This is a genomic window from Massilia sp. UYP34 (genome assembly GCF_056279385.1).
In genome coordinates this window covers 123607-148758 of record NZ_JBWBRF010000006.1, presented here as the reverse complement: position 1 = coordinate 148758, position 25152 = coordinate 123607, and the positions used below count along the sequence as shown (strand labels likewise).

The window sequence follows — 25152 nt, the reverse complement described above, 5'->3', positions numbered from 1 at the left end:
TTGCAAAAACCTAGTAAACCTGATAGCTACTGTGTCACCAGACATTGCTTAGCGTATTGATCGTAGGTGTTGACGCCAGGCGCGGATGCCCGTCACCCCGCATTTTCGAGACCACCGCATGCCTTCAGATCGATCTCCCGGGATGTTCGCGCCGGTAACCCTTGTGAGGGGGTTGCTGCTGTCGCTGGCGTTCGGCGCCGCCGCCCACTTTGCCACGTCCGAGGCGATCGAGAGCGATGCCCACGCGCGTTTTCGCAGCATGGCGCGCGCCTCTCAATACACGATCGACGCCCGCATCAAGAGTTATGGCGATGTATTGCGCGGCGCTGCGGGACTGTTCCGTGCAGCTCCCGACACCACTGCCGACCAGTTTCGCCAGTACGTGGAGCATCTGGACATCAAGCGCAACTTCCCGGGTATCGAAGTCATCAATTACGCGCGCACCGTCCACGCGCCAGCCCTGCCGGCGCTGAACGAAGAGCTGCGCGCACGCCTGGCGCGGCGCGGCGTGCACTACGAGCCGCTGACGGCCCAGCCCGACCGCAATACCTATACGGTGCTGGTCTATATCGAACCCCTGCTGCCGCTCTCGCTCACCAAGCTGGGCATGGACCTGGAAGCACGCGGCACGATCCGGCGCGTGCTGGCCAGCGCGCGCGATTCCGGTTTGCCGAGCGCCTCGGGCACCCGCATCGAACTATTTTCGGGTCCCAACCAGAACGGTTTGGCCCTGCGCCTGCCGGTATACCGCAGCGGCATGCCGATCGACACGGTGGAGGGGCGGCGCCTGGCCTATATCGGTTCGGTCGGCATCGGTTTCGGCGTGGCGCGCCTGGTGGGCGGGGTACTCGACGAATTTCCGATCCGGGGCGCGCGCCTGATCCTGACCGAGCTGACCACGGTGACGCCCGAGCCCGGAGAGACGCCGCCACGCGCCCTGCTGTACGACAGCCTGGCCAGCACCGCGCACCCCAACCCGGCGCCACCGTTGGACGACGACAGCGTGTTCGCGACCAGCCTGCCGATCGAATTCAACCAACGCATCTGGCGCGCCGACTTCAGCATCCCGAAATCGGTGCTGTACACGCGCTTCGATCTGTACTACCCGTGGCTGGCCGCGTTCGCCGCGGGCATCAGCACCGCCCTGCTCTACGCACTGTTCCAGACCCTGGCCTCGTCGCGCCGCAACGCCCTGCGCATGGCCGAGGAAATGACGCGCGAGCTGCGCGCGAGCCAGGCCAAGCTGCAGGCCAGCCACGAAAAGCTGCGCCTGCTGGCGGCGCACGCCGAGCAGATCAAAGGAAGGCGAGCGCAAGCGCATCGCGCGCGAGATCCACGACGACCTGGCGCAAAACCTGCTGGCGCTGAAGATCGAGGCCGAGCTGCTGGCCAACCGAACCCGCAGCGGCCACCGGCGCCTGCACGCACGCGCCGAAGCTACCGTGCGCCAGATCGACGTCACCATCCGCAGCGTGCGCCAGATCATCAACGACCTGCGTCCCAACGTGCTGGACCTGGGCCTGTCGGCGGCGGTCGACTGGCAGGTGGCCGATTTCGCGCGCCGCACCGGCATCGAGTGCGAGCTGGTCGACGACGACGGCGAGCACCGCATCGACGACCACAGCGCCACCGCCTTCTTCCGCATCCTGCAGGAATCCCTCAACAACGTGGCGCGCCATGCGCGCGCGACCAGAGTCAGGATCGCCTTGCAGCAGCAGGCAGACATGCTGACCATGACGATCCGCGACAACGGCGTCGGCATGCAGCCGGGAAGCCGCAACCGCCACGGCTCGTTCGGCCTGGTCGGGATCGAGGAGCGGGTCGGCATCCTCGGCGGCTCGTTCTCGATCAGCAGCGGCCTGGACGCCGGCACCACAGTGGTGGTGTCGATTCCGGTCACGCCCATGTTCGGCGACGACGATGCGATGCATGGGCGGCCGCTGTCAACGGTGGCGGTGGCTGCATAACGCGGCACGCTGTCATTACGCCGCATTGCAACAAATCCCCTGATTACGCCGCAGTTTGATCAAGCTCAACGTTTGTAATGAGTATCCGCATGAAAATTTTTATCGATGTCATGCGTCAATACAACGTGACAGAAGCAATTTCGGCCAGAGGGCCATGATGCGATCTGGTAAGACCAGCTTCCATCGTACGCCCCCCATGCCGGGCAAGAATCATGCAGCGCCATGACAAATTAACGAGGTGATAACGATGTCGACCAATACCGAATTCTCAGTGTTCGAGGCTCTTGACCTGACACCCATCAAAATGAAGCTGATGCATGCGGAATCGGGAGAAGGCTGGTCCGAACGCCGTGCCAACGCGGTCGAGGCCGAATACCGGCGCTTCTTGTTCCTGATGAAAAAGTACCCGGAGGACGGCGCCTCGCCCACAGTCGACGTCGACACGTTCTGGCACTACCACATTCTCGACACGATGAAGTACGCTCGCGACTGTGAAGCGACGTTTGGCTTCTTCCTCCATCATTACCCTTACGTCGGCATGGGCGCCGGCGCAGATGAAGACGAACGCGAACGCGCCGGCGAGCGCATGCGTGAAATCTACGAAGCCGAATTCGGCGTGGTCATCAAGGGCGATGCCGCCTGGTGCGCAGCGCCGGGCAAGCAGGTAGCCCAAGCCGGCGACAGCGCCTGGTGCGCAGCTCCGGGCAAGCAGGTAGCCCAAGCCGGCGACAGCGCATGGTGCGCAGCTCCGGGCAAGCAGGCCGCCCAAGCCGGCGACAGCGCATGGTGCGCAGCGCCGGGCAAGCAGGCCGCCCGGGTCGGCGACAGCGCATGGTGCGCAGCGCCAGGCAAGCAGGCCGCCCAAGCCGGCGACAGCGCCTGGTGCGCAGCGCCGGGCAAGCAGGCCGCCCAAGCTGGCGTCAGCACCTGGTGCGCAGCGCCGGGCAAGCAGGCCGCCCAAGCTGGCGACAGCGCCTGGTGCGCAGCGCCGGGCAAGCAGGCCGCCCGGGCCGGCGACAGCGCATGGTGCGCAGCGCCAGGCAAGGCCGCGCACGCCGCCTGAGTTCAATCAACTCAGCCCAACGGCGTCATGAGGTCCGGCGCAGCCGCGCCAGCGTCGTGGCGACGTCGGGATGGCGCAGACGCACCCGCAGTTCGCGACTCAGGCGCGTGTCGTCCAGTTGCCGCGATTCGGACATGAAGGACAGCAGCATCGGCGACACCGCGCCTTGCAGTTCGGTGCGCGCCAGGCGTGGCGGGCGGTTCATGCCGAAGGCGTCGGCTACCGCATCGAAATAATCGGCCATCTTCATGCGCGTGCGGTCCACCGCGTGCACCACGCGCCCGGGCCGTCCGCGCTGCAGGCTGGCCAGCACGATGCGCGCCAGGTCGTCGGCGTGCACGTGGCTGGTGTAGACGTCGTCTTCACGGCGCAGCGCCGGCGTGCCCTGCTCCAGCCGGCGCAGCGGCAGGCGGTCGTCGGCATAGATGCCCGGCACCCGCAGGATCGACAGCGACGCGCCGGTGGCCACGGCCCAGGCGCGCAGGATGCGTTCGGCGTCCACGCGGCGCCGCGCGCGCGCGTTGCGCGGCGCTACCGGGCGGTGTTCATGAACCAGCGCGCCGCCGCAATCGCCGTACACGCCGCTCGTGCTCACATATACCATGCGCTCCACCTTGCCCAGCGCCGCCGCCAGGTGGCGCGTGCGCCGATCGTGCTCGCCATCCGGCTGCGGCGGCGCCAGGTGCAGCACCCACGGCGCCAGCCGCCGCAGGCGCTTCAGGGTCGCGGGACGGTCCAGGTCCGCCACCACCGGCACCGCGCCCAGCGCGCGCAGCTCGGCGCGGCGCTCGGGCTGGCTGGTCAGGGCGAACACCCGGTATTTCGCGGCCAGCAGCGGCAGCAGGCGCGTGCCGACGTCGCCGCAGCCGACGATGAGCAGGCGGGGACGGGCGAAGGAGGAACGATCTGGCATGATTCGGGGGCGATGGAGGCGGACCGCGGCACTGTAGCATAGCGGCAGCGCCGGGCCGGGGTCGCCCGCGCCCGGCAAAACCGGGGCCGGTGTAGAATAGCGCCCAGTTGCGACAAAACCGCCATTGGATCAACCACTTGCGCCTTACCTGGCGCGCCGACCTCCGAATCGCATGACCTTCCAGATCACCGTCCAGCCCAGCGGCAGCCAGTTCACCTGCGAAGCCGATGAAACCGTCCTTTCCGCGGCCATTCGCGCCGGCATCGGCCTGCCCTACGGCTGCAAGAATGGCGCCTGCGGCTCGTGCAAGGGCAAGGTGCTCGATGGCGCGGTGGAACACAAGCCGCACCAGCAGCGCGCGCTGTCCGACATCGAGAAGACCGCCGGCATGTCGCTGTTCTGCTGCGCCGTGCCGAGCGGCGACCTGGTGATCGAGGCGCGCGAAGTGGGCGGCAGCTCGGACTATCCGCTGCGCAAGATGCCGACCCGGATCGCCGCCATCCGCCGCGCCGCGCCCGACGTCGCGATCGTCAACCTGCAACTGCCGGCCAACGAGCTGCTGGCCTACCGCGCCGGCCAGTACATCGAATTCCTGCTCAAGGACGGCAAGCGCCGCGCCTACTCGATCGCCAACGCGCCGTCGTTCGAAGGCCCGCTCGAGCTGCACATCCGGCACCTGCCCGGCGGCCTGTTCACCGACCACGTGTTCAGCGCCATGAAGGAACGCGACATCCTGCGCTTCGAGGGCCCGCTCGGCACCTTCTTCCTGCGCGAAGACTCCGACAAGCCGATCGTGCTGCTGGCCTCGGGCACCGGCTTCGCCCCGGTCAAGGCCCTGGTCGAGCACCTGATGCACCTGAAGTCCACCCGCCCCGTGCGCCTGTACTGGGGCGGCCGCCGTCCGCGAGACCTGTACATGGACGAGCTGTGCCGCGCCTGGGAAACCACGCTGCCCGACTTCACCTACGTGCCGGTGATCTCGGACGCGCTGCCCGAGGATGGCTGGACGGGCCGCACCGGCTTCGTGCACTCGGCCGTGATGCAGGACATCATCGACTTGTCGGGGCACCAGGTCTACGCCTGCGGCGCCCCGGTCATGGTCGATTCGGCGCGCCGCGACTACACGGCCTTGTGCGGCCTGCCCGAAGACGAGTTCTTTGCCGATTCGTTCACGACCGAAGCGGACCTCGCCGCCGGTTAGCCGTAGGGTTGGCGGCTCTGCCGCCGACGCGTTGATCGGTAGCGGCAAGATCATCGCGCCCGACAATCGGCGCCGCCAACCATCACCGCGTCGGCGGAAATCCGCCGACCCTACACATGTCTCTGATCTCCCCCTCCGGCCGCCTCGGCGTCCTGCGCAACCGCAATCTTGCCTTCTATCTCTCGGCGCGCTTTCTCGCCACCTTCGCCGTCCAGATGCAGAGCGTGGCGATCGGCTGGCAGGTGTACCAGATCACCGGCAGCCTGTTCGACCTCGGCCTGATCGGCCTGGCGCAGTTCGCGCCGTTCCTGCTGTTCATCCTGTGGGCCGGCCACGTGGCCGACCGTTACAACCGGCGCCTGATCGTCATGGCCTGCATGGCGGTGCAACTGCTGTGCAGCGCGCTCCTGATCGCCTTCACCGCCAGCGGCAGCACGGTCGTATGGCCGGTCTTTGCGATCCTGGTGGTGTTCGGCAGCGCGCGCGCCTTCATGATGCCGGCCTCGCAGGCGGTGCTCAAGAACCTGGTGCCCGACCGCGAATTCGGCCAGGCGGTGGCGCTCGGATCGTCGACCATGCACGTGGCGATGATCCTGGGGCCGATCGTCGGCGGCCTGCTGTACGTGTTCGGCGCGCAGGTCGTGCACATGACGTCCGCCAGCCTGCTGGCGCTGGCGGTGCTCCTGATGTCGAACACACGCAGCATCCAGCAGATCATCAACCGGGCGCCGGTCAGCTGGCACACCCTGCTCGAGGGCCTGCGCTTCGTGCGCTCGCGCCCGATCGTGCTGGGCGCGATCTCGCTCGACCTGTTCGCGGTGCTGTTCGGCGGCGCCACCGCCCTGTTGCCGGCCTACGCCCACGACATCCTGGCCACCGGGCCCACCGGCCTCGGTTTCCTGCGCACCGCGCCCGGCGTCGGCGCCGCCCTGTGCTCGATCACGCTCGCGATGTTCCCGATCACGCGCCGGGTCGGGGCCTGGATGTTCGGCGGGGTCGCGCTGTACGGCGTTTGCGTGATCCTGCTCGGCCTGACCGACAGTTTCCCGGTCGCCCTGGCCGCCCTGTTCCTGCTCGGCGCAGGCGACATGGTCAGCGTCTACATCCGCCACCTGCTGGTGCAGTACGAGACCCCGGACGAGATCCGCGGCCGGGTCAGCGCCGTGAATTCGGTGTTCATCGGCGCCTCGAACGAGCTGGGGGAATTCGAGTCCGGCGTCACCGCCGGCTGGCTGGGCCTGACCCGCGCCATCCTGCTGGGCGGCGTGGCCACGTTGGTGGTCACCGGGCTGTGGGCGGTGCTGTTCCCGGTGCTGTCGAGGATGGACCGCTTCCCGCACCACGACAAGGAGCGCGGGTAAGCACGTCAGGCTGCCTGCGGCGACGGTGCGCGCCGGTTCCACCGCGTGGTTCAGCGGAAAGGCGATCGAGCGCGTGATCACCCGCGCGACCGCGACCGTGGCCAGCAGGGCGACGCCGCCTATGCCGAACAGCGCAGTGCGCGCCTGCTTAGGCGGTCCGTCCGCGCTCCTGGTCATCGTTGCGCCGGCTCTGCAGGGCGATGACCTTGTCGATCGACGCGGTCCGGCCGCACATCGCCGGCACGAACTCGGCGCGAATTCTAGGAAGAATTTCCCTACAAAACGACAGATAATTTCGATATGAAAATTCAGTAATAGTGATACCAGACTGGCATTGCCATCACGTCAATCCAGATGGACGCGGTAAAAATCCCGGCGGGTGTAAGATGAAGCCGTAACGACTACAGGAGCCATCCATGCAGATCAACGTAAATACCGACAACACCATCACCAAGCATCAAGGCCTGGACGAGCACGTCCAGGAGGTCGTGCGCTCCTCCATCGGCCGTTTCGGCGACCAGGTCAACCGCGTTGACGTTCACCTGAGCAATGAGAACAAGGAGAAGAAAGCGGACGGCGGCAATTCGTGCATGCTCGAAGCACGCCTGGCGGGCGTCGCGCCGATCGTCATCCATGAGCACGCCACCGACCTGCACCAGGCCATCAACAACGCCGGCGGCAAGCTGGCGCGCGCCCTCGACAGCGCGATCGGTCGCCTGCAGGACAAGCAGCGCGCCGCCGCGATCACGCACCCCGAAGATCCCACCGCCGACAAGCACTTGACGGACATGTGATCGTGACCGCATGAAAAGCAGGCCCGTCAGGGCCTGCCTTCAGCCCGCCCCTGCTCCCCTCCGGCATCGCCTCCAAGCGTCGCTTTCCAGCACCACCGTCAAGCACCGCCTTCCAGCATCGTCCTCACTTCGCGCAGATAACCCAAGCCCGCCAGCGCGCGGCTGCCGTACCACGACATCATCTCGCCATCGACCAGCAGCACCGGAATCCCGACCTGCTTTTCCAGCGCGTCCGCGTGCGCCTCGGTGAAGTGGTAGGGCTCGGTCGGCAGCAGCACGGCGTCGAGCCCGTCCACCAGCGCTTCGGACCAGTCGAAACGGGGATAGCGCGCCGCTCCCAGCGCGGGCACGCGCCAACCCAGTTCGGCCAGCATGGCGGCGATATACGTGTCCTGCGACACGCTCATCCACGGGTCTTGCCAGATGCAGTACAAGACCGTGCGCGCGGGGCCGGCCGGCAAGGCGCGTAGCCGCGCCAGTTCTTCGTCGAAAGCCGCGCACCATGCCTCGGCTTGTTCGCGGGCGCCAAAGATGCCACCCATCAACCGCGCCAGCGCCAGGTTGTCCTGCGGGACCAGCGGATGCGTGACCACCACATGCGGCACGAACTGCGCCAGCGCGTCGACGGTCGGCTTTTCGTTCTCGTCGATATTGACCACCACATGGGTCGGCGCCAGCTTGCGGATCTTCTCCAGGTTGACGTCCTTGGTGCCGCCCACCTTGGGGATGTCCGCCACCACTGCCTTCGGGTGGACGCAAAAGCCGGTGCGGCCGACCAGCCGCGAAGCCAGGCCGAGATCGCACAGCAGCTCGGTGATCGACGGCACCAGCGACACGATGCGCGCGCCGGGCGCCGGCCGGTGTACGTGCCCGAGCGCATCCGTGAGCCCGTCCTTGAGCGCGTCCGTGCGCGAGGCCGTAAGCGCGTCGTGGCGCGAATTGTCAGAATATGTCATCGCCGTGTCACCATTGTTGTTTAAGTCGCGTCGAATACGCATTCCAGGTCCGATAGGCTATCATTTCGCCCCTGTAAGGATTCAACCTGACGCGATTCGCTCGAGGCACCCACTTGGAACACATCGGCACCTTCGGTGCTTCCCGCACGACGCTGTGCGACCTGCACCTGTTTCGCGACGAGACCGACCCGGCCGTCGCCGCGATGGTGGCCGGCTGCGCCGTGGTGCGCGTGGCGCGTGGCCGTCGCATCGACGATGGCGTCCAGGCGCGCCTGTACATCGTCCTGTCCGGCGTGCTCGAGATCGCGCCCGACGCCCATGCCGGCGACGAGGGCAACACCAGCCGCATCGTCCCGGGCGAGAGCGTCGGCGAACAGGCGGTGCTGGACGACGCGCCGAACCTGGCGGCGATGACGGCGCTCGAAGACACCACACTCCTGGTGATCGAGTCCGACATGGTGTGGCGGCTGATCGACCGTTCGGGCGTGCTGGCGCGTAACCTGCTGCGCCTGCTGTCCTTCCGCATCCGCGCCACCAACGCCCTGCTGCGCCGGCGCCAGAAGCTGGGCGAATTCTACCGCCAGCTCTCGCTCAACGACCCGCTCACGGGCCTGTACAACCGCGCCTGGCTGGGCGAGATGCTGCCCAAGCTGGCCGCGCGCGCAACCGCCGACGGCAGCGCGCTGTCGCTGGTGATGATCGACCTCGATCACTTCAAGCGCTTCAACGACACCCATGGCCACATCGCCGGCGACGCCGCGCTGGCCGCGGCGGCGCACGTGATCCGCGGCGCGCTGCGCCCGTCCGACTTCGCGGTGCGCTATGGCGGCGAAGAGATGCTGGCCGTGCTGCCCGACACCACGCCGGAACGGGCCGCCGGCGTTGCCGAACGCCTGTGCCGGCGCCTGCGCCTGGCCGTCGTGTTCCCCGACATGCGCCTGCCGCTGCCGCACCTGACCGGCTCCTTCGGCGTGGCCAGCCTGGCGCCCGACGGCGACGAGCGCAGCCTGTTGGCGGCGGCCGACGCCGCCCTGTACCGCGCCAAACAGGCCGGGCGCGACCGCGTCTGCGCCTGAGACAATGCGGGGCAAAGCTTGCCGCCGGCCGTGACTGATCCGCGCGGATGTGCCACCATGCCGGTTGACGCCGTGACGGCAACCACCATAACAACACATGAGCACGCATACCTTCCTCTGGCACGACTATGAAACCTTCGGCGCGATCCCGCGCCGCGACCGCCCGGCCCAGTTCGCCGCGATCCGCACCGATGCCAACCTCAACGAGATCGGCGAGCCGATCATGCTGTACTGCCAGCCGGCCAACGACTTCCTGCCCGACCCGCATTCCTGCCTGATCACCGGCATCACTCCGCAGCACTGCCTCGAACGCGGCGTGCCCGAACACGAATTCGCGCGCCACATCGAAGCCGCCTTCAGCGAGCCGGGCACGATCGGCGTCGGCTACAACACGATCCGCTTCGACGACGAGGTGACCCGCTTCCTGTTCTGGCGCAACCTGATCGATCCGTATGCGCGCGAATGGCAGCACAACTGCGGCCGCTGGGACCTGCTCGACGTGGTGCGCATGGTGTACGCGCTGCGCCCGGAAGGCATCCAATGGCCGACCCGCGAAGACGGCAAGCCGAGCTTCAGGCTGGAACACCTGAGCGCCGCCAACGGCCTGGCCCACGAGGCGGCGCACGATGCGCTGTCCGACGTGCGCGCCACCATCGCACTGGCGCGCCTGATCCGCGACAGGCAGCCGCGCCTGTTCGACTTCTGCCTCGAGCTGCGCCGCAAGGACCGGGTCGCGGCCGAGATCGGCCTGCACCTCGACCCTGGCCAGCGCCAGCCTTTCCTGCACGTGTCCGGCATGTTCCCGGTCGAATACGGCTGCCTGGGCCTGGTCTATCCACTGGCCCAGCATCCGACCAACAAGAACGAGGTGCTGGTCTGGGACTGCCGCCACGATCCGTCCGAACTGTTCGCGCTCGACGTCGACACCATCCGCACCCGCATGTTCACGCGCGCCAGCGACTTGCCCGAAGGCGTGACCCGGCTGCCGATCAAGAGCGTGCACCTGAACAAATCGCCGATGCTGGTCGGGAACCTCAAGACCCTGCGCCCTGACCTGGCCACGCGCTGGGACATCGACCTGGAGCGCGGCCGCGCGCACGCCGCGCTGGCGGCCGGCGCGCCGGACATGCGGGCAATCTGGGCCCAGGTGCTGGCCAAACCCGGTGCGGGCGAGGCGGTGGACGTCGACGAAGACCTGTACGGCGGCTTCGTCAGCCGCGACGACCGCCGCCAGCTGGAGTCGCTGCGCATGCAAACGCCCGAGGCGCTGGCGCGGCGCGTCAGCTTCGAGGACGAGCGTCTCAACGAACTATTGTTCCGCTACCGCGCGCGCAACTTCCCCCATACGCTCTCGGAAGACGAGATGCAGCTGTGGGAAGCGCACCGGGCGGCGCGCCTGTTCGAGGGTGCGCACGGGGCGCGCACGGTGGACCAGCTTTTTACAGAGATCGATGCGCTGTCGGAGACGGCGGACGAGCGCGCCGAGGAGATTCTGGGGGCGCTGTACGACTATGCGGAGTCGATTGCGCCGAGTCGGTATTGAGCTTGGGGGTGCTCCCAGGACTTGGGTTCCCGCCTGCGCGGGAACGACGTGCCAAGGGACCTGGCCGAAGTTGGCGCCTACGCCTGGCGCAACCTCCGACAACGTCGTTCCCGCGAAGGCGGGAACCTAAGTGCGCACAGCCTCCCAGCCATCATCCATGCCGATGCGCGTTGATCGCATCGCGCGTCTCGCGCGCCACGCGCCGCCCGGCGGCGGCGAAGTCCTCGCCCTCCTGCTGCGGCGCATACAGGATCGCGCGCGACGAGTTGATCATCATGCCCGCGCCGCTTGCCGTGCGGCCGGCCTTGACGGTCGCCTCGACGTCGCCGCCCTGGGCGCCCACGCCCGGGATCAGGAGCGGCATGTCGCCCACCAGCTTGCGCACCTGCGCGATCTCTTCCGGGAAGGTCGCCCCCACCACCAGCGCGCACTGGCCGTTGCGGTTCCATTTGTCGGCCACCAGTTGGGCCACGTGCTGGTACAGCGGACGACCGCCCACGTCCAGGAACTGCAGGTCGGAACCGCCCGCGTTCGAGGTGCGGCACAGCACGATCACGCCGCGGTCCGGCCATTCCATATACGGTTCGACCGAATCGAAGCCCATGTAGGGGTTGACCGTCACCGCGTCGGCGCCATAGCGCTCGAAGGCTTCGCGCGCGTACTGGTGGGCGGTGGCGCCGATGTCGCCGCGCTTGGCGTCCAGCACCAGCGGGATGTGCGGGTAGGTGGCGCGCAGGTAGGCGCAGATTTCTTCCAGCTGGTCTTCCGCGCCCAGGGCGGCGAAGTAGGCGATCTGCGGCTTGAACGCGCACGCCAGGTCGGCGGTCGCGTCGATGATGGCCTTGCAGAACTGGACGATGGCGTCCGGCTGGCCGTGCAGACTCGCAGGCAGGCGCGCCAGGTCCGGGTCGAGGCCGACGCACAGCAGCGAATCGTTGCGGGCCCATGCGGCGGAAAGTTTGTTGATGAAATTCACCTCTAGCCCCTTGTATCTTTGTAAATGCAAACCCATTATTGTACCCGCCGGCCGTCCCTCGCCGGTAGTCGGCGCCGGCCCGGACGCCCCAACGCGCTTGTTTCAGGTATATTTTGATCATTCGACAACTTGTAAACACAAACCACATCATGACCAATTCCTTCTTCTTCCGTTGCGCGCGTCTCCTTGGCGGCGCCGTCCTGGCCGGCGCCCTGCTGTCCGGCTGCGGCTACAACGAATTCCAGACCAAGGACGAGGCCACCAAGGCGGCGTGGAGCGAAGTGGTGAACCAGTACCAGCGCCGCGCCGACCTGATTCCGAACCTGGTCAACACCGTCAAGGGTTATGCCTCGCATGAAAGCGCGACGCTCGAAGCAGTGACCCGCGCCCGCGCCCAGGCCACCAGCTTCCAGATCACGCCCGAGGTGCTGAACGACCCCCAGGCCTTCCAGAAATTCCAGCAGGTGCAGGGCGAGCTGTCGGGCGCCCTGTCGCGCCTGATGATGGTCTCGGAAAAATACCCCGACCTGAAGGCCGATGCGAGCTTCCGCGACCTGCAGTCGCAGCTGGAAGGCACGGAAAACCGCATCACCGTGGCGCGCCAGCGCTACATCGCCTCGGTCCAGGATTACAACGTGACCGTGCGTCAGTTCCCCAAGAACTTGACGGCGATGGTGTTCGGCTATGAAACCAAGCCGTCGTTCACCGTCGAGAACGAAAAGGCGATTTCGACCGCCCCGACGGTCGACTTCGGCAAGTAAGCCGGCATGACCGCACTGTCGCGTTTCTTCTTTATCCTGCTGCTCACGCTGGTGACCGGGTTTGCCACGACGTCGCCGGCCCTCGCGCAGCTGCAGCCGGTGCCAAAGCTGGCCGCACGCGTCACCGACCAGGCCGGCATGCTGGACGCTGCCCAGCGCCAGCGCCTGGAAGCGGTGCTGGCCGACTACGAGGCCAGGACCGGCAGCCAGATCGCCGTGCTGCTGGTGAAGTCGACCGAGCCCGAGGCGATCGAGCAGTACAGCATCCGCGTCACCGATGCCTGGCAGCTGGGCCGCAAGGGCGTCGACGACGGCGTGCTGCTGCTGGTGGCGCGCGACAATCCATCGTCGCTGCGCCGCCTGCGCATCGAGGCCGGGCGCGGTGTGCAGGGCGTGCTGACCGACGCCCAGTCCAAGCGCATCCTGCAGGACGTGATCGCGCCGCACTTCCGGCAAGAACACTATTACGAAGGCCTGGTCGCCGGCGTCGGCGCCATCGCCACCCTGCTCAACCAGGAAGCCTTCCCGGCCCCGCCGCAGCAGCAGCAAACGCAGCGCCAGGCGGAGAGCGACGGCGGTTTCCCCTTGTGGGCGATCTTCCTGATCATCATCGGCGCCTCCATGCTGCGCTCGGTGTTCCGGCCGCGCCGCGGCCGCACGACCGCCACCCGGCGCGGGCAGTCGCACTGGGGCAGCGCCACTACCGGCTTCGTCCTCGGCAACGTGATCGGCAATATGAGCCGCGGCGGTGGCGGCGGCTTCGGCGGCGGCGGTGGATTTGGCGGCGGCTTTTCGGGCGGCGGCGGCAGCTTCGACGGCGGCGGCGCCTCGGGAGACTGGTAATGGGATCGATGACACACAAGATGCGCCGCGCCTGGCGCCACTGGAAGAGCAGCGCGAGCGAGGCGAAACAGGCTTTCCCGGACGCGACGCTGGACGCGATCGCCGAGGCGATCGACCGCGGTGAACGGGCCCACCGCGGCGAGGTGCGCCTGATCGTCGAAAAATCGCTGCCGTTCGAGGCGGCCTGGGAAGGCGTGACCAACCGCCAGCGCGCGATCGCTCTGTTCGCCGACTACGGCGTGTGGGACACCGAAGACAATTGCGGCGTGTTGATCTACGTGAACCTGGCCGAGCACAAGGTCGACATCGTGGCCGACCGCGGCATCGACCGCAGGATCGACGCCGCCACCTGGCAGGCCGTGTGCCGCACCATGACCGAGGGTTTCAGGCAGGGGCGGTTCCATGACGCCACCCTGGCCGCGGTCGATCAGGTCAATGCGCTGCTGCGCCAGCACTTTCCGGCCAGCGGCGAGCGGCCCAACGAGCTGCCCGACCGGCCGGTCATGCTGTAGGGGCGCCAGGCCGGGCGAGCGTCGCCCGGCCATTCCTGCGCCAGCGCATCGACCTTCGCGATTTCCGCCTTCGCGCGCCGCGCCGAAAACTCACACGCGCAGCGCCGATCATGCGGGCCGGGTAGCCGCGACGAGTGGTTAGAATGGCGGACTTCCTTGCCCCTCTCTGAAAGCCCCGCCATGAAACTGAACCAGAAGATCGCCATCGTCACCGGCGCCAGCCAGGGCATCGGCCTGGCCTGCGCCCAGCGCCTGGCGCGCGAAGGCGCGCGCGTGATGCTCGTCGACCTCAAGCCCGACGTCGAGCAGGCCGCCGCCAGCCTGGGCGCAGCCGCCCGCTTCTTTCGCGCCGACGTCGGCATCAAACAGGAGGTCGATGCGATGATCCAGGCCACGCTCGACGCTTTCGGGCGCGTCGACATCCTGGTCAACAACGCGGGCGTGACCCACGCGGCCGATTTCCTCGACCTGGAAGAAGACGATTTCGACCGCGTGCTGCGGGTCAACCTGAAATCGATGTTCCTGTGCAGCCAGGCGGCGGCGCGCGACATGGTCAAACGCGGCCAGGGCGGCTGCATCATCAATATGTCGAGCGTCAACGCCGAGCTGACCATCCCGAACCAGGTGCCCTATGTGGTGTCGAAAGGCGGCGTCAACCAGCTGACCCGGGTGGCGTCGATCGCCCTGGCCCAGTATGGCATCCGCGTCAACGCGATCGGCCCCGGCACCATCCTGACCGAACTGGCCAGGCAGGCCGTGCTGGGCAGTCCCGAGGCGCGCCACACCATCCTGTCGCGCACGCCGCTGGGCCGCTGCGGCGAGCCGGAAGAAGTCGCCTCGATCGCCGCCTTCCTGGCCAGCGACGACGCCTCGTACATAACCGGCCAGACGCTGTACGCCGACGGCGGCCGCATGGCGCTGAACTACACGGTGCCGGTACGCGACTGAAAACACGGCTGATCAACAAGATATTACTTTAATGTATGTCTGGTATCTGAACTCGCAATTGGACACCCACAGGCCAGCCCCCGATAATTACACCTGTCTCCACTATTCTCCTCCAAGAAAATAGTTTTAAGCCCGCACAAGAGCGGGCTTTTTTTTTGCCCGGACGGACAAAAAAGACCGTCGCTACGTAGTTTTACGTATAACGTAGCCTGATGACTCGGGGACGCGCAGCAGTAATTTAATACCGCCAGAACTTTGCGCTGGGTCACAATCGTGTCACTAACACTGCCTATACTAAGAATCACCTGTCATACACGCAACCGATATGCCTGATGACAGCAGGTGTGCGGCGCCCAGGGTGCTACACACCAACCGATTTCGCATCTCTTGGCCCGATCTTGGGTTGTGCCCGCCACCAGCGGGCACTTTTTTGAGCGCAGCGCAGGCTGGCGCTGGCACAGACCGGTCTCATTCTCTGCCCCGGCGCAACTCGCGGTAAAAAAATTGTCATAGCGCTTGAAGGCGTCGCTGATTTGGCTATCATAAAGTTCGCGCTTCCGATTCGGCCACCGGTCGGAAGACCACGTACAACGAAACGTCCAAAGGAACCTGTCCTATGAACTTACGTGTACCAGCCAGCGCCGCGCCCGACAGTTGCCGCCGTCGCCATGAAAACGGCAACCTCGTCCTGAGCGAACTCAATCCGTGCACTGTCGTCGATGCGCTCGACAACGGCAGCACGCCACTCAACCTGCTCACCTTCGGCAGCGTCCGCGAAGTCTGCCCCAAGTGCCAGCAGACCCACCTGAAGCTGGTCCTGCGCCAGACCAGCGTGCGCGTCGCCCACCTGTTCTGCGCCGATTGCGAAAGCTGTTTCGACGCCCATTACGCCGACGGCGCGCCGGCCCTGACGATCTGAACCAGCATTGGCGTGTGGGCAATTGGCTGCGTGACGTGGTATGGTTGACGCCATACGCATCTGCCTCACGCATCCACCTTCCACGTTCGTCAATGCCCGCCCTGTCGTCCCTGCTCCAGCCCCCAACCAACGTCCGCCGCGCCCTGCATGGCGTCGCCCTGCTCGGGCTGCTGGCCATCCTGGTGGCCGGCTCGATTCCCGGTGCCCGCGCCGAGGTCGGCGCTTATGCATCCGGTGTGGTGTTGCACGGCATGACCTATGCTTTCCTGTCCGCCTTGTGGTTCCTGGGCGCCACCGGCACGCCGTTGCAGCGCGCCCTGAAGGCGATGCTGGCCATCGCGCTCATGGGTGCGGTCGACGAATGGGTGCAGAGTTTCTTCCCGTATCGCTCGGGCGACGTGCGCGACTGGCTGGTCGACGTCACGGCGGCCACCCTCGCCTCCACCGTGCTGGCGGTGCTGGCCACCCGCGCGCGGCGGCCGGCGCCGGCGGCGCGTCGGCGCTGACCATCATCCACGGTTCGGGTTCCGCAAAGAACCCTCCAGCTTGATCCAACCGACCTGCAAAGGAAGTCAGCTGGAACGCTGGCGCACTTCCCGCCTCTTATCCTCGTGGCGCGCGGCATCGTCACATCCCCCCACTAAACATCCAAACGAGGAGTTGATCATGAAGAAAACACACCAGAGCGTGGCCATCGCGGGCCTGCTGGCGGTCGCGCTCGCCATTTCCGGGTGCACCTCCATGCGTGACGAATCGTCGTCGAGTGGCGCCAGCGGCAGCACCGGAACCAGCGACTACGGCGAGGGCTCCAGCGGCAGCTCCGGCGCCTCGGGCACCAGCGGCACGAGCACCGAGACCATCCACGACGGCGCCGGCGTCTCGGGCAGTTCGGATACGTCGGGCAGCTCGGGCGCCTCCGGCACCAGCGGTTCCGGCACCTCCAGCATGCACGACGACCGCGGCGGCAGCGCCTCGACCGCGGGCGCCGCCGCGGCCAGCGCGGCGCCCAACAGCACCGTGCTGGCGATCGAGATCATGCCGGCGTCGAGCGGCATCACCGAGGGCGATGCGTCGATGGGCACCACCGGCGCGGCCGGCGCCACCGGCAGCCAGTCCTATCGCGTCACGGTGCGCATGGACGACGGCAGCACGCAGGTGATCACCCACGGCACCACGCCCGATTTCCGCAGCGGCGACCGCGTCAACGTGACGGGTGGCAGCATCCAGCGCTAGGCGGGCCGCCGCCGGGTGGACGGCCGTCCACCCGTCACGGAGAGATTGCCGGGCTTCGAGCCTATCCCGGTAGGTGGGGGGAAGCTCATGCCGATGCATGGCGGGCGTGAGCAAGGCGCGAGGAGGCCGCATGGCGAGCCATGCAACGACGAGCAACGCAGCGCACGCTTGCCAGGCGCGGCAGGGGCGACTCCCATCTACCGGGATAGGCTCCTAGGGCTTGCCCGGGTCCTTGCCGTCCTCCACCTCGCGCTGAAACATCGGGATGTTGCGCGTCGCATTACTGATGACTTCCAGCGGAAGCTTGGGCGTACGGTCGGCATTCAGCAAGCCATTGGCTTCCTGGAAGGTGTCGGCGAACTGGGTATAGCAGAAGCCGCTGAACATGAAGGTCTCGTTGACCACCTGTAACAGGCGCCGGTATTGCTTGAGGTAACTCTCGGCCGTGTGCGCCCGGCTGTAGCCCCAGGTGGTCTCGTCCGGGTTCGGGGTCTGTTTCGGATCGTAGGCGATACCGCCGAACTCCGTCAGCACGATCGGCTGGCCGCGGTGCGGGAAACCATCCAGGGTCAGGATGCGCCCGCCGGGACGCCGCTGGTCGAACAGGGTGCGCACCGGATCGGTGACGGCGTAGCGCGCCTGGATCTTTTCCGGGTCGCTGTCGTAGTCGTGGATCCCGAGGATGTCGGTGGCCGAGGCTTCCCAGCCGTCGTTGCCGATCACCGGACGGGTCGAATCGAGCGTGCGCGTCAGGTGGTACAGCGCCTCCACCGCATTGCGATGCGCCTGGGTCAGCGTCAGGTTGGGCACGCCCCACGACTCATTGAAGGCCACCCACACGATGATGCAGGGATGGCTGTAGTCGCGTTCGATCGCCTCGGTCCATTCCTTGACCATGCGCGTGATTGCACGCGGGCTGAAGCGGTAGGCCGACGGCATCTCTTCCCACACCAGCAGGCCCAGCTTGTCGGCCCAGTACAGAAAACGCGGGTCCTCGATTTTCTGGTGCTTGCGCACGCCATTAAAGCCCATCAATTTGGCCAGCTCGACGTCGCGCTTCAGGTGCTGGTCCGACGGCGCCGTCATGAACGATTCCGGCCAGTACCCCTGATCCAGCACCAGGCGCAGCTGGTAGGGGCGGCCATTGAGCATGAAGCGGTCGCGGTTGATCGATACCGAACGCAGCGCCGTGTACGAACGGATGCGGTCGAGCACCACGTCGCCGCAGCGCAGGGTCACTTCGGCGTCGAGCAGCGTCGGCCGTTCCGGACTCCACAGGATCTCGTTGCGCGAATCGTCGATACCGGGGTCGGACAGCGCGATCTTGCGGTTGGCTTCGCCGGCCAGCAGCTTGTAGTAATCGTCCGCCAGCAGCTGGTCGCCGTGCCAGATCTTGACCTCGACAAACAGCTCCTGCTGGATGTCGCCGGTCGCGAACACTTCGCAGCCGATCTCGTAGGTCTCGAACACCGGCGTCCAGCGCAGCTTCTGGATATAGGTCGGCGCCACCTGCTCGACCCAGACGGTCTGCCAGATGCCGGTCGTGCGCGGATACCAGATCGAGTGGGCTTCGAGCAGCCAGTCCTGCTTGCCGCGCGGCTTGGCCAGGTCGGCCGGATCGTCTTCGACCCACACCGTCACCGTCTGCTTGCCGTCGGCCTGCATGGCGCAGGTGATGTCGGCCGCGAACGGCGTGTGGCCGCCCTCGTGCTCGGCCACCAGCTGGCCGTTGACCCACACCTTGGCGCTGTAGTCGACCGCGCCGAAGTGCAGTATCGTGCGCCCGTCGTTGGGGTTCAGGTGGAAATCGCGCTGATACCAGACCACACGGTGGAAACCCGTGTCCTGGATGCCGCTCATCTCGGTCTCGGGGGCGAACGGCACGGTGATCACGTGCGTCCACTCCTTGACGTCGGACGGCATGAAATACCTGCCCTCGTCGTCGAAGCAGAACCGCCACTTGCCGTTCAGGTTCAGCCACTGGTCGCGCACCAGCTGTGGACGGGGATATTCAAACTGGTTCATCGTGGTCCTTTCTGTGAGTCGGCGCCGGCACCGGCACCAGGATCCGGCCTTGGCGTCCATCTTGGTCATACGCCGCCAGCGCGCTGGCGGCCGCCTGCCGGGCCTGGCCCTTGCGGCACAGGGCCACGCAGGCGCCGCCGAAACCGGCGCCGGTCAGGCGCGCGCCCAGCACGCCGGGAGCGGCGCGCAAGGCCTCGCACAGGGCGTCGAGTTCCGGGATCGAGACCTCGTAGTCGTCGCGCAGGCTGAAGTGCGATGCATTCATCAATTCGCCGAAGCGCTCGGCGCTCACGCCTTGCGCCGCTTCGAGCACGCGCAGGTTTTCATGCACCACATGGCGCGCCCGTTCGCGCAGCGGCGACGGCAGGCGCTCCACGGAGGCGGGGTCGGTGACGTCGCGCAGCGCCTGCACGCCGAGCTTCTTCGCGCCCTCCTCGCACTCGGCGCGGCGCTCGTTGTACTTGCTGGCCGCGAGCTTGCGCGCCACACCCGAGTCGACCACGATCAACTCGGTGCCTGGCGGCAGCGGCACCAGGCTATGTTCCAGCGTGCGGGCGTCGATGAACAGCATATTGCGCTCGTCAGCCAGGCTGGACGCCATCTGGTCCATGATGCCGCAGTTCACGTGCGCGTACTCGATCTCGGCGCGCTGGGCGATGCGGGCCAGCTTGACGTCGTCCAGCGCATCGAGCCCGATATCCAGCAGCGCGCGCATGGCGCGCAGGGTCGCCACCTCGAGCGCGGCCGAGGACGACAGGCCCGAGCCGACCGGCAGGTCGGTCTCGACATACACGCGCAGCGGCGGCACCTCGATTCCTTCCGCCTGCACCAGCCGGATGCAGCCCTCGATATAGCTGCCGAAACCCTGCGGCGCGCTGCCGTCCCGGGCGAAGGTCACGGTCGCATCGAGGTTCGGCGAATAGAAGTGGAAATGGTCGTCGCCGCTGCGGCTCATCGCCACCGTGGTGCGCTGGGGCGTCGCCACCGGCAGCATGAAGCCGTCGTTGTAGTCGGTGTGCTCGCCCAGCAGGTTGACGCGGCCGGGAGCCGAGGCGTTCACTTCGGGCGCGCCGCCAAAGAAAGTATCGGGGTTCAAGGTCATGCTTGCGCCTCCAGCCAGAGCGGCCGCTTGCGGCCATGGACGTCCAGCGCCGGCCAGCCGGGATCGAACGTCAGGTTCTCGAGTCCCTGCGGGCCGAGCAGGAAAGTGTCTTCGATCTTCATGCCGCCGAAGCTGGGATTGAAGGCGAATGCCATGCCTTCTTCGAGCTGGGTCGCGGTGCTGGCGGTGGCCACGATCTCGCGCGCCAGGTAGCCGGTGATGCCGCCCTGGTGATGTTCGCGGATCGCGTCTTCGACGTCGGCGTGGCGGTAGGCCTGGGCCAGCGCATGGTACACGCTCGACAGCGATTTGCCGGGCGCCACCGCGGCGAGCCCCGTGGCCTCGACGTCCATCAGCGCGCGTTGCGCTTCCGGCGCCGAGCCCGCGCCGCCGAAGCTCACGAAGCGGGTCAGGTTCGCATACAGGCCATGCCGGCGCGCGCAGAACACCAGCATGGCGCGCTCGCCCAGCGGCTCGTGCGACGGCGTCGCATGGCGGTACAGGGGCAGGCGGCGCGCGCCGGCCGCCAGCACCAGGGCCGGATGGATGCCGCGCCGCCACAGCGCTTCGGCGCCGGCGCCGGCCAGCTGCTGCTCGGTCCAGTCGGGACGCGCACGGTGCAGCACTTCCGTCATCGCTTCGGCCGCCTCGCGGCCCAGCAGGCGGTAGCGCGCGTGTTCGGCGTCGCCCAGCACCAGTTTTCGTTGCCGCAGCGCCAGCGGCAAGGGTCGTTCCTCGCCGATGAGACGGTCGGACAGCACGGGGCGGCCCTGGGCCGCATTGACGACGAAGCGCTCGCGCAGCTCCGGCTCGGCCCATGGTTCGATGTGAAAGGTGAAACCGGCCGGGACTTCTTCGGCGCGCAGGCGCTCGCCCTCGATCTCGTCGGTCAGCACGCAAGCGTCGTCCTGCGTGACGAGCACCTCGGCGACGCCGATGTCGGTCGTCAGCAGCACCGCGCTCGATCCGCCGGCCGTGACCCAGGCGAACCAGTCGGTGCCGCGCAGGCGCACCGCGCCGGCCCCTTCCTGCGCCAGCGTCGCGCGCAGCAGCGCCAGTTTGTCGGCCACCTCCGTGGCCCGCATATCCAGTCCCGTCATGCGGCGTCCTCCAGGCTGATGTCGACCTGCTGCAACTCATAGGCCGTGGTTTCTGGCAGCACGTCCATCGCGAACATGCCGGCCGCCAGCTCGGTGCCGGCCAGGTATTTCAGTCGGTCGCGGGTGCGGTAAGGCGGATAGAACTGGGCGTGCAGCTGTGTCTCCGGGTGCTCGGCGCCGTCGGTCGGAGCCTGGTACCAAGCCATCAGGTAAGGGAAAGGCCGGTTCCACAGCGTCTCGTACTTGAGCAGCACGGTCTTGAGCGCGCGCGCCAGTCCTTCGCGTTGCGGCGGCGTGAGCGCGGCGAAATCCTTGCATGGCGCGGTCGGCATCACCCACACCTCGTAGGGATAGCGCGCGCAGGCCGGCACGAAGGCGATCGCGTACTCGTCCTGGTACAGCACGCGCCGGCCGTCGGCGGCCTCGTCGCGCGCCATGTCGCACAGCAGGCTGGCGCCGTGCTGCAGATAGTATTCGCGCTCCTGCGCCAGCATGCGCGCCGGCACCGCCGGCACGAAGGGATAGGCATAGATCTGGCCATGCGGATGGTGCAGGGTCACGCCGACCTCGGCGCCGCGGTTCTCGAACGGCAGCACGTAATGGATCGCCGGCTCGTGGCCAATGCGCGTGGTGCGGTCGCCCCAGACCTTCAGCAGCAGCTCGATGCGCGACAGCGGCAGGCGGGCCAGCGCCGCATGCGGATCCTGCGTGAACACCACCACCTCGCAATGGCCGTTGGCGGGCGCGGTCGGCACCGTCACCAATGGCGGATCGTGCGACTCCAGCGCCAGCGAGGGAAAGCGGTTGTCGAACACGGCGATCTCATAGTCGCCGGCCGGCATTTCGGTCGGATGTTCCTGGTCCACGGTCGGCGCCAGCGGGTTGTATTGCGGTGGCGGCTGGTAGGTGCGGTTCTGGCGGAAAGCGGCATAGGTCACCCATTCGCCGCGCAGCGGATGCCAGCGCAGATGCGGATTGGCGTGCTGCGGCTCCGGGAACGGGCTGGGCGCAACGATGCCGTCCGGGATCGGCACATTGCTGTACAGGGTGAGGTTACGTCCGTCCGGTTTCTTGAGTTCTCTACTATGCATGGCAACGGTTCAGGTTCGGTCAAGCGTTCGGTCAAGCATTGGGTCACCCCGGGCGCAAGCGTTCACGCCGGATGCCAATGCATCGGCGTGCTCGCGGCACGAGAAGGCGATCCTAACATGCTGATTTCGCCACACTTTCGAAGCCGTACAAACTCAGTTTCCGGGAAACAATACGGCGCTGTCCCAGGGGTGAGACAGCCAACGGCTAAGACGCGGATTCATAAGGGACAGCGCATGAGCTGGCGCGCTCATCGCAGAGTCTTGTAGGCGCATACCTACACCAAAATTGGAAGTAATTACACCAGATGCCAAGAAAAACGCTGACATACCCTGCCAGGGCGAACTCAGCGTATTTTGCTGTCAGGCATATTCCTCTTGGCGCAGAGGCAGTGTGAAGTAGAAGGTCGACCCGACGCCGACGGTGCTGTCGACCCAGAGGCGACCACCTTCCTGTTCGACGATGCCCTTGACGATCGACAGGCCCAGGCCCGCCCCCTTTTCCGAATCGACGCGGCCTTGGGTGAAGCGATTGAAAATGCGGGGCAACAGCGCCGGTGCGATGCCGATGCCGGTGTCGGCGACCGAGATGACCACCTCGCCGTCGCCGTGGCGGGCGGAGACGGCGATGCGCCCTCCCGCCGGCGTGAACTTGAGCGAATTGCTGATCAGGTTACCCAGCACCTGCTCCACGCGCGCCCGCTTGCAGGCGATCATGAGTTTGCCGGGTTCGACCGCCGCGGCGACGCCGACCTCGGCCTTCCTCGCCAGCGGCAGCACCAGGTCGATCGCTTCGCGGATCAGCGCGTTCACGTTTTCCACCTGCAGGCCAGGGGCCATCGCGGCGTGCCCTTTCTTGGCGAAATCCAGGACCGATGTCACCAGGCGCTCGATCGAGTCGGTCGCGCGCAAGCCACGCGCGACCAGTTGCCCCAGCATGGCCGGCGAAAGCGCCTGGTCCATCTGCATGATCTGCAAGGTCATCTTCAGCACGCTCAGCGGGTTGCGGATGTCGTGCGACACCATGTGGACCATGCTTTCCTTTTCGATGCTGGCGCGTTCGGCCAGCTCCCTGGCCGCCTGTTCCTGCCGGAAGGCGCGCCGCAGGCCGTAGGCGAGCACGCTGACCCGGAAGTCCGACACCGCCTCGACCTCGGCGCGTTTCCAGGGCGTGGCCACGCCATCGACCACCTGCTTCCACGCATCGAAGGAAAGACGCGGATGCAGCCGGACGACGCCGTCCTCGACCTGCACGCGCTTGTCCGGCGCGCCGGCCCACACCACGGTCGTGACGACTTCGGGACGGAACCAGAATATGTAGTTCTGGTCGGCCTTCAGGATCGACATCGCCAGCAGGCCGCTGGCGATGTCCTTGTATTGCCGTGCCGGTGCGAAGAGATTGCCCAGCTGATTGGTCGCGTAGATCTGCTCATTGGCATGCTCGGTCGACACCCATTCGACGAGCAGTTCGAGCTGCACGACATCCGGTGTCTGCCCGATCGTGGTCCAGCTGCCGTCGTAATAGATCGCGGCGCTGCTGCCGCCGGCCAGGTCCAGCATGTCCTGGCTGCGCTTGACCAGCCCCAGGACGAGATCGTCCTCTTCCTCAGTACGCGCGATCAGCTTCGCATGGATGCGTTTCAGCTCGCCCCGGTAGCGCTGGTCTTCCATCGACTCTTTCAGCACCAGTTGCGACGACACGATCTGCGCGATCATCTTGGCGCCCAGGCGGCGGTCGGAGCCCAGGTTGTTGGGGGTGGGATGGTGGCAGGCGATCAGGCCCCACAGCTTGCCGCCATCGATCAGCGGCAGCGTGAGCGTGGCGCCGACACCCATATTGCGCAGGTACTCGAGGTGCAACGGGGACACGCTGCGCAGCGCCGCCAGGCCGAGATCGAGGGCGTCGCCCGTGGCCGGATCGCGGCCGGGGTAGATGGGCACCGGCGCATAGCCGACATCCGGAATCATGCGCAGCCAGTTTTCGAGGAAGATCCGCCTTGCCTGCGCCGGAATGTCCGAGGCCGGAAAATACTGGTTCAGATACGATTGCGCCTGTTCGGACCTGGCTTCGGCCACGACGTCACCGTGCCAGTCCTCCGTGAAGCGGTAGATCATCACGCGATCGAAGCCGGTGATCATTCGCACCTGGTCGGCGGTGCGCCGGCACAGGTCGAGCAGACTGCTCGCCGCGAACACCACGTGGACGGCGCTGCGGATCGAACGTTGCAGCGAAGGCGACAGCGTCTCCAGCGGCGCCAGCGCCTCGATCTCGAGAATCAGCACGCCATGCCGCAGGTGGGCAGTCAGTTCCCATTCCCGCTCGCGTTGCGTGGCGAGGTCGAGAATCGCAATATCGAGCGGGGCCGCTTCGACCAGATCGTCGGCGCTGATGTATGCCAGCAGCGCGGCCAGCCCGGGCGCCGACAGATGCTCCGCCAGCGAACGGTTGACCAGCGCAGGGGCGTCGATGCCGAAGACCCCGGCGCAGTTGACGCTGGCGTTGGTGACCTTCAGCGTGGGAACGTCGATGCTGACCAGGACGCCGAACGGCTGAATCGCACCCGGGATGTGGATCGGTTCGTTCTCGCACTGGGCCAGGGTGGCTTGCGAAATCATCTGGCTCATGTGTATCAACTATTCGAGATGTTGCGGAACCCCGCTTCCACTCGATACTCAAGCCACACGGTCGGATACGAGAAGTCGAAAGTCAGGCACGATGCCGCATTCTATCGCGCCATCGAACCGAATTTTTACGCCACAGAAATTTTAGA

General features: G+C 66.7%; 25 protein-coding genes and 1 pseudogene. 15 read left to right on the top strand and 11 right to left on the bottom strand.

What is annotated here, in order from left to right:
• Positions 1-124 precede the first annotated feature (124 nt).
• Positions 125-514, bottom strand: coding sequence for a hypothetical protein (locus ACZ9AQ_RS12545; protein WP_429205302.1), 390 nt, complete (start codon positions 512-514; stop codon positions 125-127).
• Between ACZ9AQ_RS12545 and ACZ9AQ_RS12540 the strand changes: the two are divergent.
• Positions 398-796: pseudogene (locus tag ACZ9AQ_RS12540) on the top strand (CHASE domain-containing protein); the annotation flags it as partial. The gene ACZ9AQ_RS12545 and the pseudogene ACZ9AQ_RS12540 overlap by 117 nt on opposite strands.
• Here the strand turns inward: ACZ9AQ_RS12540 and ACZ9AQ_RS12535 are convergent.
• Together ACZ9AQ_RS12535 and ACZ9AQ_RS12530 are read right to left on the bottom strand one after the other, a co-directional pair.
• Positions 698-1321, bottom strand: coding sequence for a hypothetical protein (locus tag ACZ9AQ_RS12535; protein ID WP_429205303.1), 624 nt, complete (start codon positions 1319-1321; stop codon positions 698-700). The pseudogene ACZ9AQ_RS12540 and the gene ACZ9AQ_RS12535 overlap by 99 nt on opposite strands.
• Entirely contained in the window at positions 1296-1424 is a 129-nt protein-coding gene (locus ACZ9AQ_RS12530; protein WP_429205305.1) for a hypothetical protein, read from the bottom strand. The genes ACZ9AQ_RS12535 and ACZ9AQ_RS12530 overlap by 26 nt, the downstream gene beginning before the upstream one ends.
• Between ACZ9AQ_RS12530 and ACZ9AQ_RS12525 the strand changes: the two genes are divergently transcribed.
• Together ACZ9AQ_RS12525 and ACZ9AQ_RS12520 are read left to right on the top strand one after the other, a co-directional pair.
• Positions 1365-1967 (top strand): sensor histidine kinase, encoded by a 603-nt coding sequence (locus ACZ9AQ_RS12525; RefSeq protein WP_429205300.1) that lies wholly within the window; start codon positions 1365-1367, stop codon positions 1965-1967. The two genes, ACZ9AQ_RS12530 and ACZ9AQ_RS12525, sit on opposite strands and share 60 nt — an antisense overlap.
• Positions 1968-2214: 247 nt before the next feature.
• On the top strand, positions 2215-3030 hold the full coding sequence (locus tag ACZ9AQ_RS12520) for a glycine-rich domain-containing protein (RefSeq protein WP_429205251.1): 816 nt from the start codon (positions 2215-2217) through the stop codon (positions 3028-3030).
• A gap of 25 nt (positions 3031-3055) precedes the next feature.
• Here the strand turns inward: ACZ9AQ_RS12520 and ACZ9AQ_RS12515 are convergent, their stop codons facing one another.
• On the bottom strand, positions 3056-3943 hold the full coding sequence (locus ACZ9AQ_RS12515) for an NAD-dependent epimerase/dehydratase family protein (protein WP_429205253.1): 888 nt from the start codon (positions 3941-3943) through the stop codon (positions 3056-3058).
• A 172-nt stretch (positions 3944-4115) separates the two neighbouring features.
• Between ACZ9AQ_RS12515 and ACZ9AQ_RS12510 the strand changes: the two genes are divergently transcribed.
• The 3 genes from ACZ9AQ_RS12510 to ACZ9AQ_RS12500 all read left to right on the top strand — a co-directional run bounded on the left by ACZ9AQ_RS12510 (position 4116) and on the right by ACZ9AQ_RS12500 (position 7299).
• Entirely contained in the window at positions 4116-5144 is a 1029-nt protein-coding gene (locus ACZ9AQ_RS12510) for a CDP-6-deoxy-delta-3,4-glucoseen reductase (RefSeq protein WP_429205254.1), read from the top strand.
• 116 nt (positions 5145-5260) lie between these two features.
• The gene (locus ACZ9AQ_RS12505) at positions 5261-6505 is read left to right on the top strand and encodes an MFS transporter (protein ID WP_429205256.1); all 1245 of its coding nucleotides are present in this window, start codon (positions 5261-5263) and stop codon (positions 6503-6505) included.
• 416 nt (positions 6506-6921) lie between these two features.
• Entirely contained in the window at positions 6922-7299 is a 378-nt protein-coding gene (locus tag ACZ9AQ_RS12500; protein ID WP_429205257.1) for an HPF/RaiA family ribosome-associated protein, read from the top strand.
• Between the two features lie 98 nt (positions 7300-7397).
• Here ACZ9AQ_RS12500 and ACZ9AQ_RS12495 read toward each other — a convergent pair whose 3' ends face one another.
• Positions 7398-8255: a helical backbone metal receptor gene (locus tag ACZ9AQ_RS12495; protein WP_429205258.1), complete on the bottom strand. Its 858-nt coding sequence runs from the start codon at positions 8253-8255 to the stop codon at positions 7398-7400.
• Between the two features lie 113 nt (positions 8256-8368).
• Here ACZ9AQ_RS12495 and ACZ9AQ_RS12490 point away from each other — a divergent pair, with 113 nt between their 5' ends.
• Together ACZ9AQ_RS12490 and sbcB are read left to right on the top strand one after the other, a co-directional pair.
• Positions 8369-9331 (top strand): GGDEF domain-containing protein, encoded by a 963-nt coding sequence (locus tag ACZ9AQ_RS12490; RefSeq protein WP_429205259.1) that lies wholly within the window; start codon positions 8369-8371, stop codon positions 9329-9331.
• A gap of 97 nt (positions 9332-9428) precedes the next feature.
• Positions 9429-10874: an exodeoxyribonuclease I gene (gene sbcB / locus ACZ9AQ_RS12485; RefSeq protein ID WP_429205261.1), complete on the top strand. Its 1446-nt coding sequence runs from the start codon at positions 9429-9431 to the stop codon at positions 10872-10874.
• Between the two features lie 151 nt (positions 10875-11025).
• On the opposite strand, the gene pyrF is transcribed toward sbcB, so the two are convergent.
• A complete protein-coding gene (pyrF, locus tag ACZ9AQ_RS12480; RefSeq protein WP_429205262.1) occupies positions 11026-11850 on the bottom strand; it encodes an orotidine-5'-phosphate decarboxylase in 825 nt (274 codons plus the stop codon).
• Positions 11851-11999: 149 nt separating this feature from the next.
• Here pyrF and ACZ9AQ_RS12475 point away from each other — a divergent pair, with 149 nt between their 5' ends.
• The 7 genes from ACZ9AQ_RS12475 to ACZ9AQ_RS12445 all read left to right on the top strand — a co-directional run bounded on the left by ACZ9AQ_RS12475 (position 12000) and on the right by ACZ9AQ_RS12445 (position 17066).
• Complete coding sequence (locus ACZ9AQ_RS12475) at positions 12000-12611, top strand: LemA family protein (protein WP_429205264.1); 612 nt, start codon at positions 12000-12002, stop codon at positions 12609-12611.
• 6 nt (positions 12612-12617) lie between these two features.
• Positions 12618-13454, top strand: coding sequence for a TPM domain-containing protein (locus ACZ9AQ_RS12470; RefSeq protein WP_429205265.1), 837 nt, complete (start codon positions 12618-12620; stop codon positions 13452-13454).
• Entirely contained in the window at positions 13454-13966 is a 513-nt protein-coding gene (locus ACZ9AQ_RS12465; RefSeq protein WP_429205266.1) for a TPM domain-containing protein, read from the top strand. Before ACZ9AQ_RS12470 ends, ACZ9AQ_RS12465 begins: the two co-directional genes overlap by 1 nt.
• A 180-nt stretch (positions 13967-14146) precedes the next feature.
• On the top strand, positions 14147-14914 hold the full coding sequence (locus tag ACZ9AQ_RS12460; RefSeq protein WP_429205268.1) for an SDR family NAD(P)-dependent oxidoreductase: 768 nt from the start codon (positions 14147-14149) through the stop codon (positions 14912-14914).
• 616 nt (positions 14915-15530) lie between these two features.
• Positions 15531-15833, top strand: a complete 303-nt coding sequence (locus ACZ9AQ_RS12455; RefSeq protein WP_429205269.1) for a hypothetical protein — start codon at positions 15531-15533, stop codon at positions 15831-15833.
• A gap of 92 nt (positions 15834-15925) precedes the next feature.
• Positions 15926-16339 carry a VanZ family protein gene (locus ACZ9AQ_RS12450; protein WP_429205270.1) on the top strand — a complete coding sequence of 138 codons (414 nt, stop codon included), beginning with the start codon at positions 15926-15928 and terminating at the stop codon, positions 16337-16339.
• A gap of 160 nt (positions 16340-16499) precedes the next feature.
• Positions 16500-17066 carry a hypothetical protein gene (locus ACZ9AQ_RS12445; RefSeq protein WP_429205271.1) on the top strand — a complete coding sequence of 189 codons (567 nt, stop codon included), beginning with the start codon at positions 16500-16502 and terminating at the stop codon, positions 17064-17066.
• A gap of 213 nt (positions 17067-17279) precedes the next feature.
• On the opposite strand, the gene ACZ9AQ_RS12440 is transcribed toward ACZ9AQ_RS12445, so the two are convergent.
• From ACZ9AQ_RS12440 to ACZ9AQ_RS12420, 5 genes are all read right to left on the bottom strand, one after another.
• Positions 17280-19091 carry a glycoside hydrolase family 2 protein gene (locus tag ACZ9AQ_RS12440; protein ID WP_429205272.1) on the bottom strand — a complete coding sequence of 604 codons (1812 nt, stop codon included), beginning with the start codon at positions 19089-19091 and terminating at the stop codon, positions 17280-17282.
• Positions 19078-20193 carry a galactokinase gene (gene galK, locus ACZ9AQ_RS12435; RefSeq protein WP_429205273.1) on the bottom strand — a complete coding sequence of 372 codons (1116 nt, stop codon included), beginning with the start codon at positions 20191-20193 and terminating at the stop codon, positions 19078-19080. The genes ACZ9AQ_RS12440 and galK overlap by 14 nt, the downstream gene beginning before the upstream one ends.
• Complete coding sequence (locus ACZ9AQ_RS12430; protein ID WP_429205274.1) at positions 20190-21293, bottom strand: M24 family metallopeptidase; 1104 nt, start codon at positions 21291-21293, stop codon at positions 20190-20192. Before ACZ9AQ_RS12430 ends, galK begins: the two co-directional genes overlap by 4 nt.
• Positions 21290-22384: a galactose-1-phosphate uridylyltransferase gene (gene galT / locus ACZ9AQ_RS12425; protein ID WP_429205275.1), complete on the bottom strand. Its 1095-nt coding sequence runs from the start codon at positions 22382-22384 to the stop codon at positions 21290-21292. The genes ACZ9AQ_RS12430 and galT overlap by 4 nt, the downstream gene beginning before the upstream one ends.
• Positions 22385-22744: 360 nt before the next feature.
• The gene (locus tag ACZ9AQ_RS12420; protein WP_429205276.1) at positions 22745-25006 is read right to left on the bottom strand and encodes an ATP-binding protein; all 2262 of its coding nucleotides are present in this window, start codon (positions 25004-25006) and stop codon (positions 22745-22747) included.
• Between the last annotated feature and the right edge of the window lie 146 nt (positions 25007-25152).

Bases quoted from the DNA above. Each gene is read 5' to 3' on its own strand.
- ACZ9AQ_RS12455 (WP_429205269.1), top strand. From the start codon at position 15,531: ATGAACTTACGTGTACCAGCCAGCGCCGCGCCCGACAGTTGCCGCCGT.
- ACZ9AQ_RS12430 (WP_429205274.1), bottom strand. From the start codon at position 21,293: ATGACGGGACTGGATATGCGGGCCACGGAGGTGGCCGACAAACTGGCG.
- ACZ9AQ_RS12510 (WP_429205254.1), top strand. From the start codon at position 4,116: ATGACCTTCCAGATCACCGTCCAGCCCAGCGGCAGCCAGTTCACCTGC.
- ACZ9AQ_RS12475 (WP_429205264.1), top strand. From the start codon at position 12,000: ATGACCAATTCCTTCTTCTTCCGTTGCGCGCGTCTCCTTGGCGGCGCC.
- ACZ9AQ_RS12495 (WP_429205258.1), bottom strand. From the start codon at position 8,255: ATGACATATTCTGACAATTCGCGCCACGACGCGCTTACGGCCTCGCGC.
- galK (WP_429205273.1), bottom strand. From the start codon at position 20,193: ATGACCTTGAACCCCGATACTTTCTTTGGCGGCGCGCCCGAAGTGAAC.
- sbcB (WP_429205261.1), top strand. From the start codon at position 9,429: ATGAGCACGCATACCTTCCTCTGGCACGACTATGAAACCTTCGGCGCG.
- ACZ9AQ_RS12450 (WP_429205270.1), top strand. From the start codon at position 15,926: ATGCCCGCCCTGTCGTCCCTGCTCCAGCCCCCAACCAACGTCCGCCGC.
- ACZ9AQ_RS12445 (WP_429205271.1), top strand. From the start codon at position 16,500: ATGAAGAAAACACACCAGAGCGTGGCCATCGCGGGCCTGCTGGCGGTC.
- ACZ9AQ_RS12520 (WP_429205251.1), top strand. From the start codon at position 2,215: ATGTCGACCAATACCGAATTCTCAGTGTTCGAGGCTCTTGACCTGACA.
- ACZ9AQ_RS12440 (WP_429205272.1), bottom strand. From the start codon at position 19,091: ATGAACCAGTTTGAATATCCCCGTCCACAGCTGGTGCGCGACCAGTGG.
- ACZ9AQ_RS12420 (WP_429205276.1), bottom strand. From the start codon at position 25,006: ATGAGCCAGATGATTTCGCAAGCCACCCTGGCCCAGTGCGAGAACGAA.
- ACZ9AQ_RS12460 (WP_429205268.1), top strand. From the start codon at position 14,147: ATGAAACTGAACCAGAAGATCGCCATCGTCACCGGCGCCAGCCAGGGC.
- ACZ9AQ_RS12500 (WP_429205257.1), top strand. From the start codon at position 6,922: ATGCAGATCAACGTAAATACCGACAACACCATCACCAAGCATCAAGGC.
- ACZ9AQ_RS12515 (WP_429205253.1), bottom strand. From the start codon at position 3,943: ATGCCAGATCGTTCCTCCTTCGCCCGTCCCCGCCTGCTCATCGTCGGC.
- ACZ9AQ_RS12535 (WP_429205303.1), bottom strand. From the start codon at position 1,321: ATGCGCTTGCGCTCGCCTTCCTTTGATCTGCTCGGCGTGCGCCGCCAG.
- ACZ9AQ_RS12505 (WP_429205256.1), top strand. From the start codon at position 5,261: ATGTCTCTGATCTCCCCCTCCGGCCGCCTCGGCGTCCTGCGCAACCGC.
- galT (WP_429205275.1), bottom strand. From the start codon at position 22,384: ATGCATAGTAGAGAACTCAAGAAACCGGACGGACGTAACCTCACCCTG.
- ACZ9AQ_RS12465 (WP_429205266.1), top strand. From the start codon at position 13,454: ATGGGATCGATGACACACAAGATGCGCCGCGCCTGGCGCCACTGGAAG.
- ACZ9AQ_RS12470 (WP_429205265.1), top strand. From the start codon at position 12,618: ATGACCGCACTGTCGCGTTTCTTCTTTATCCTGCTGCTCACGCTGGTG.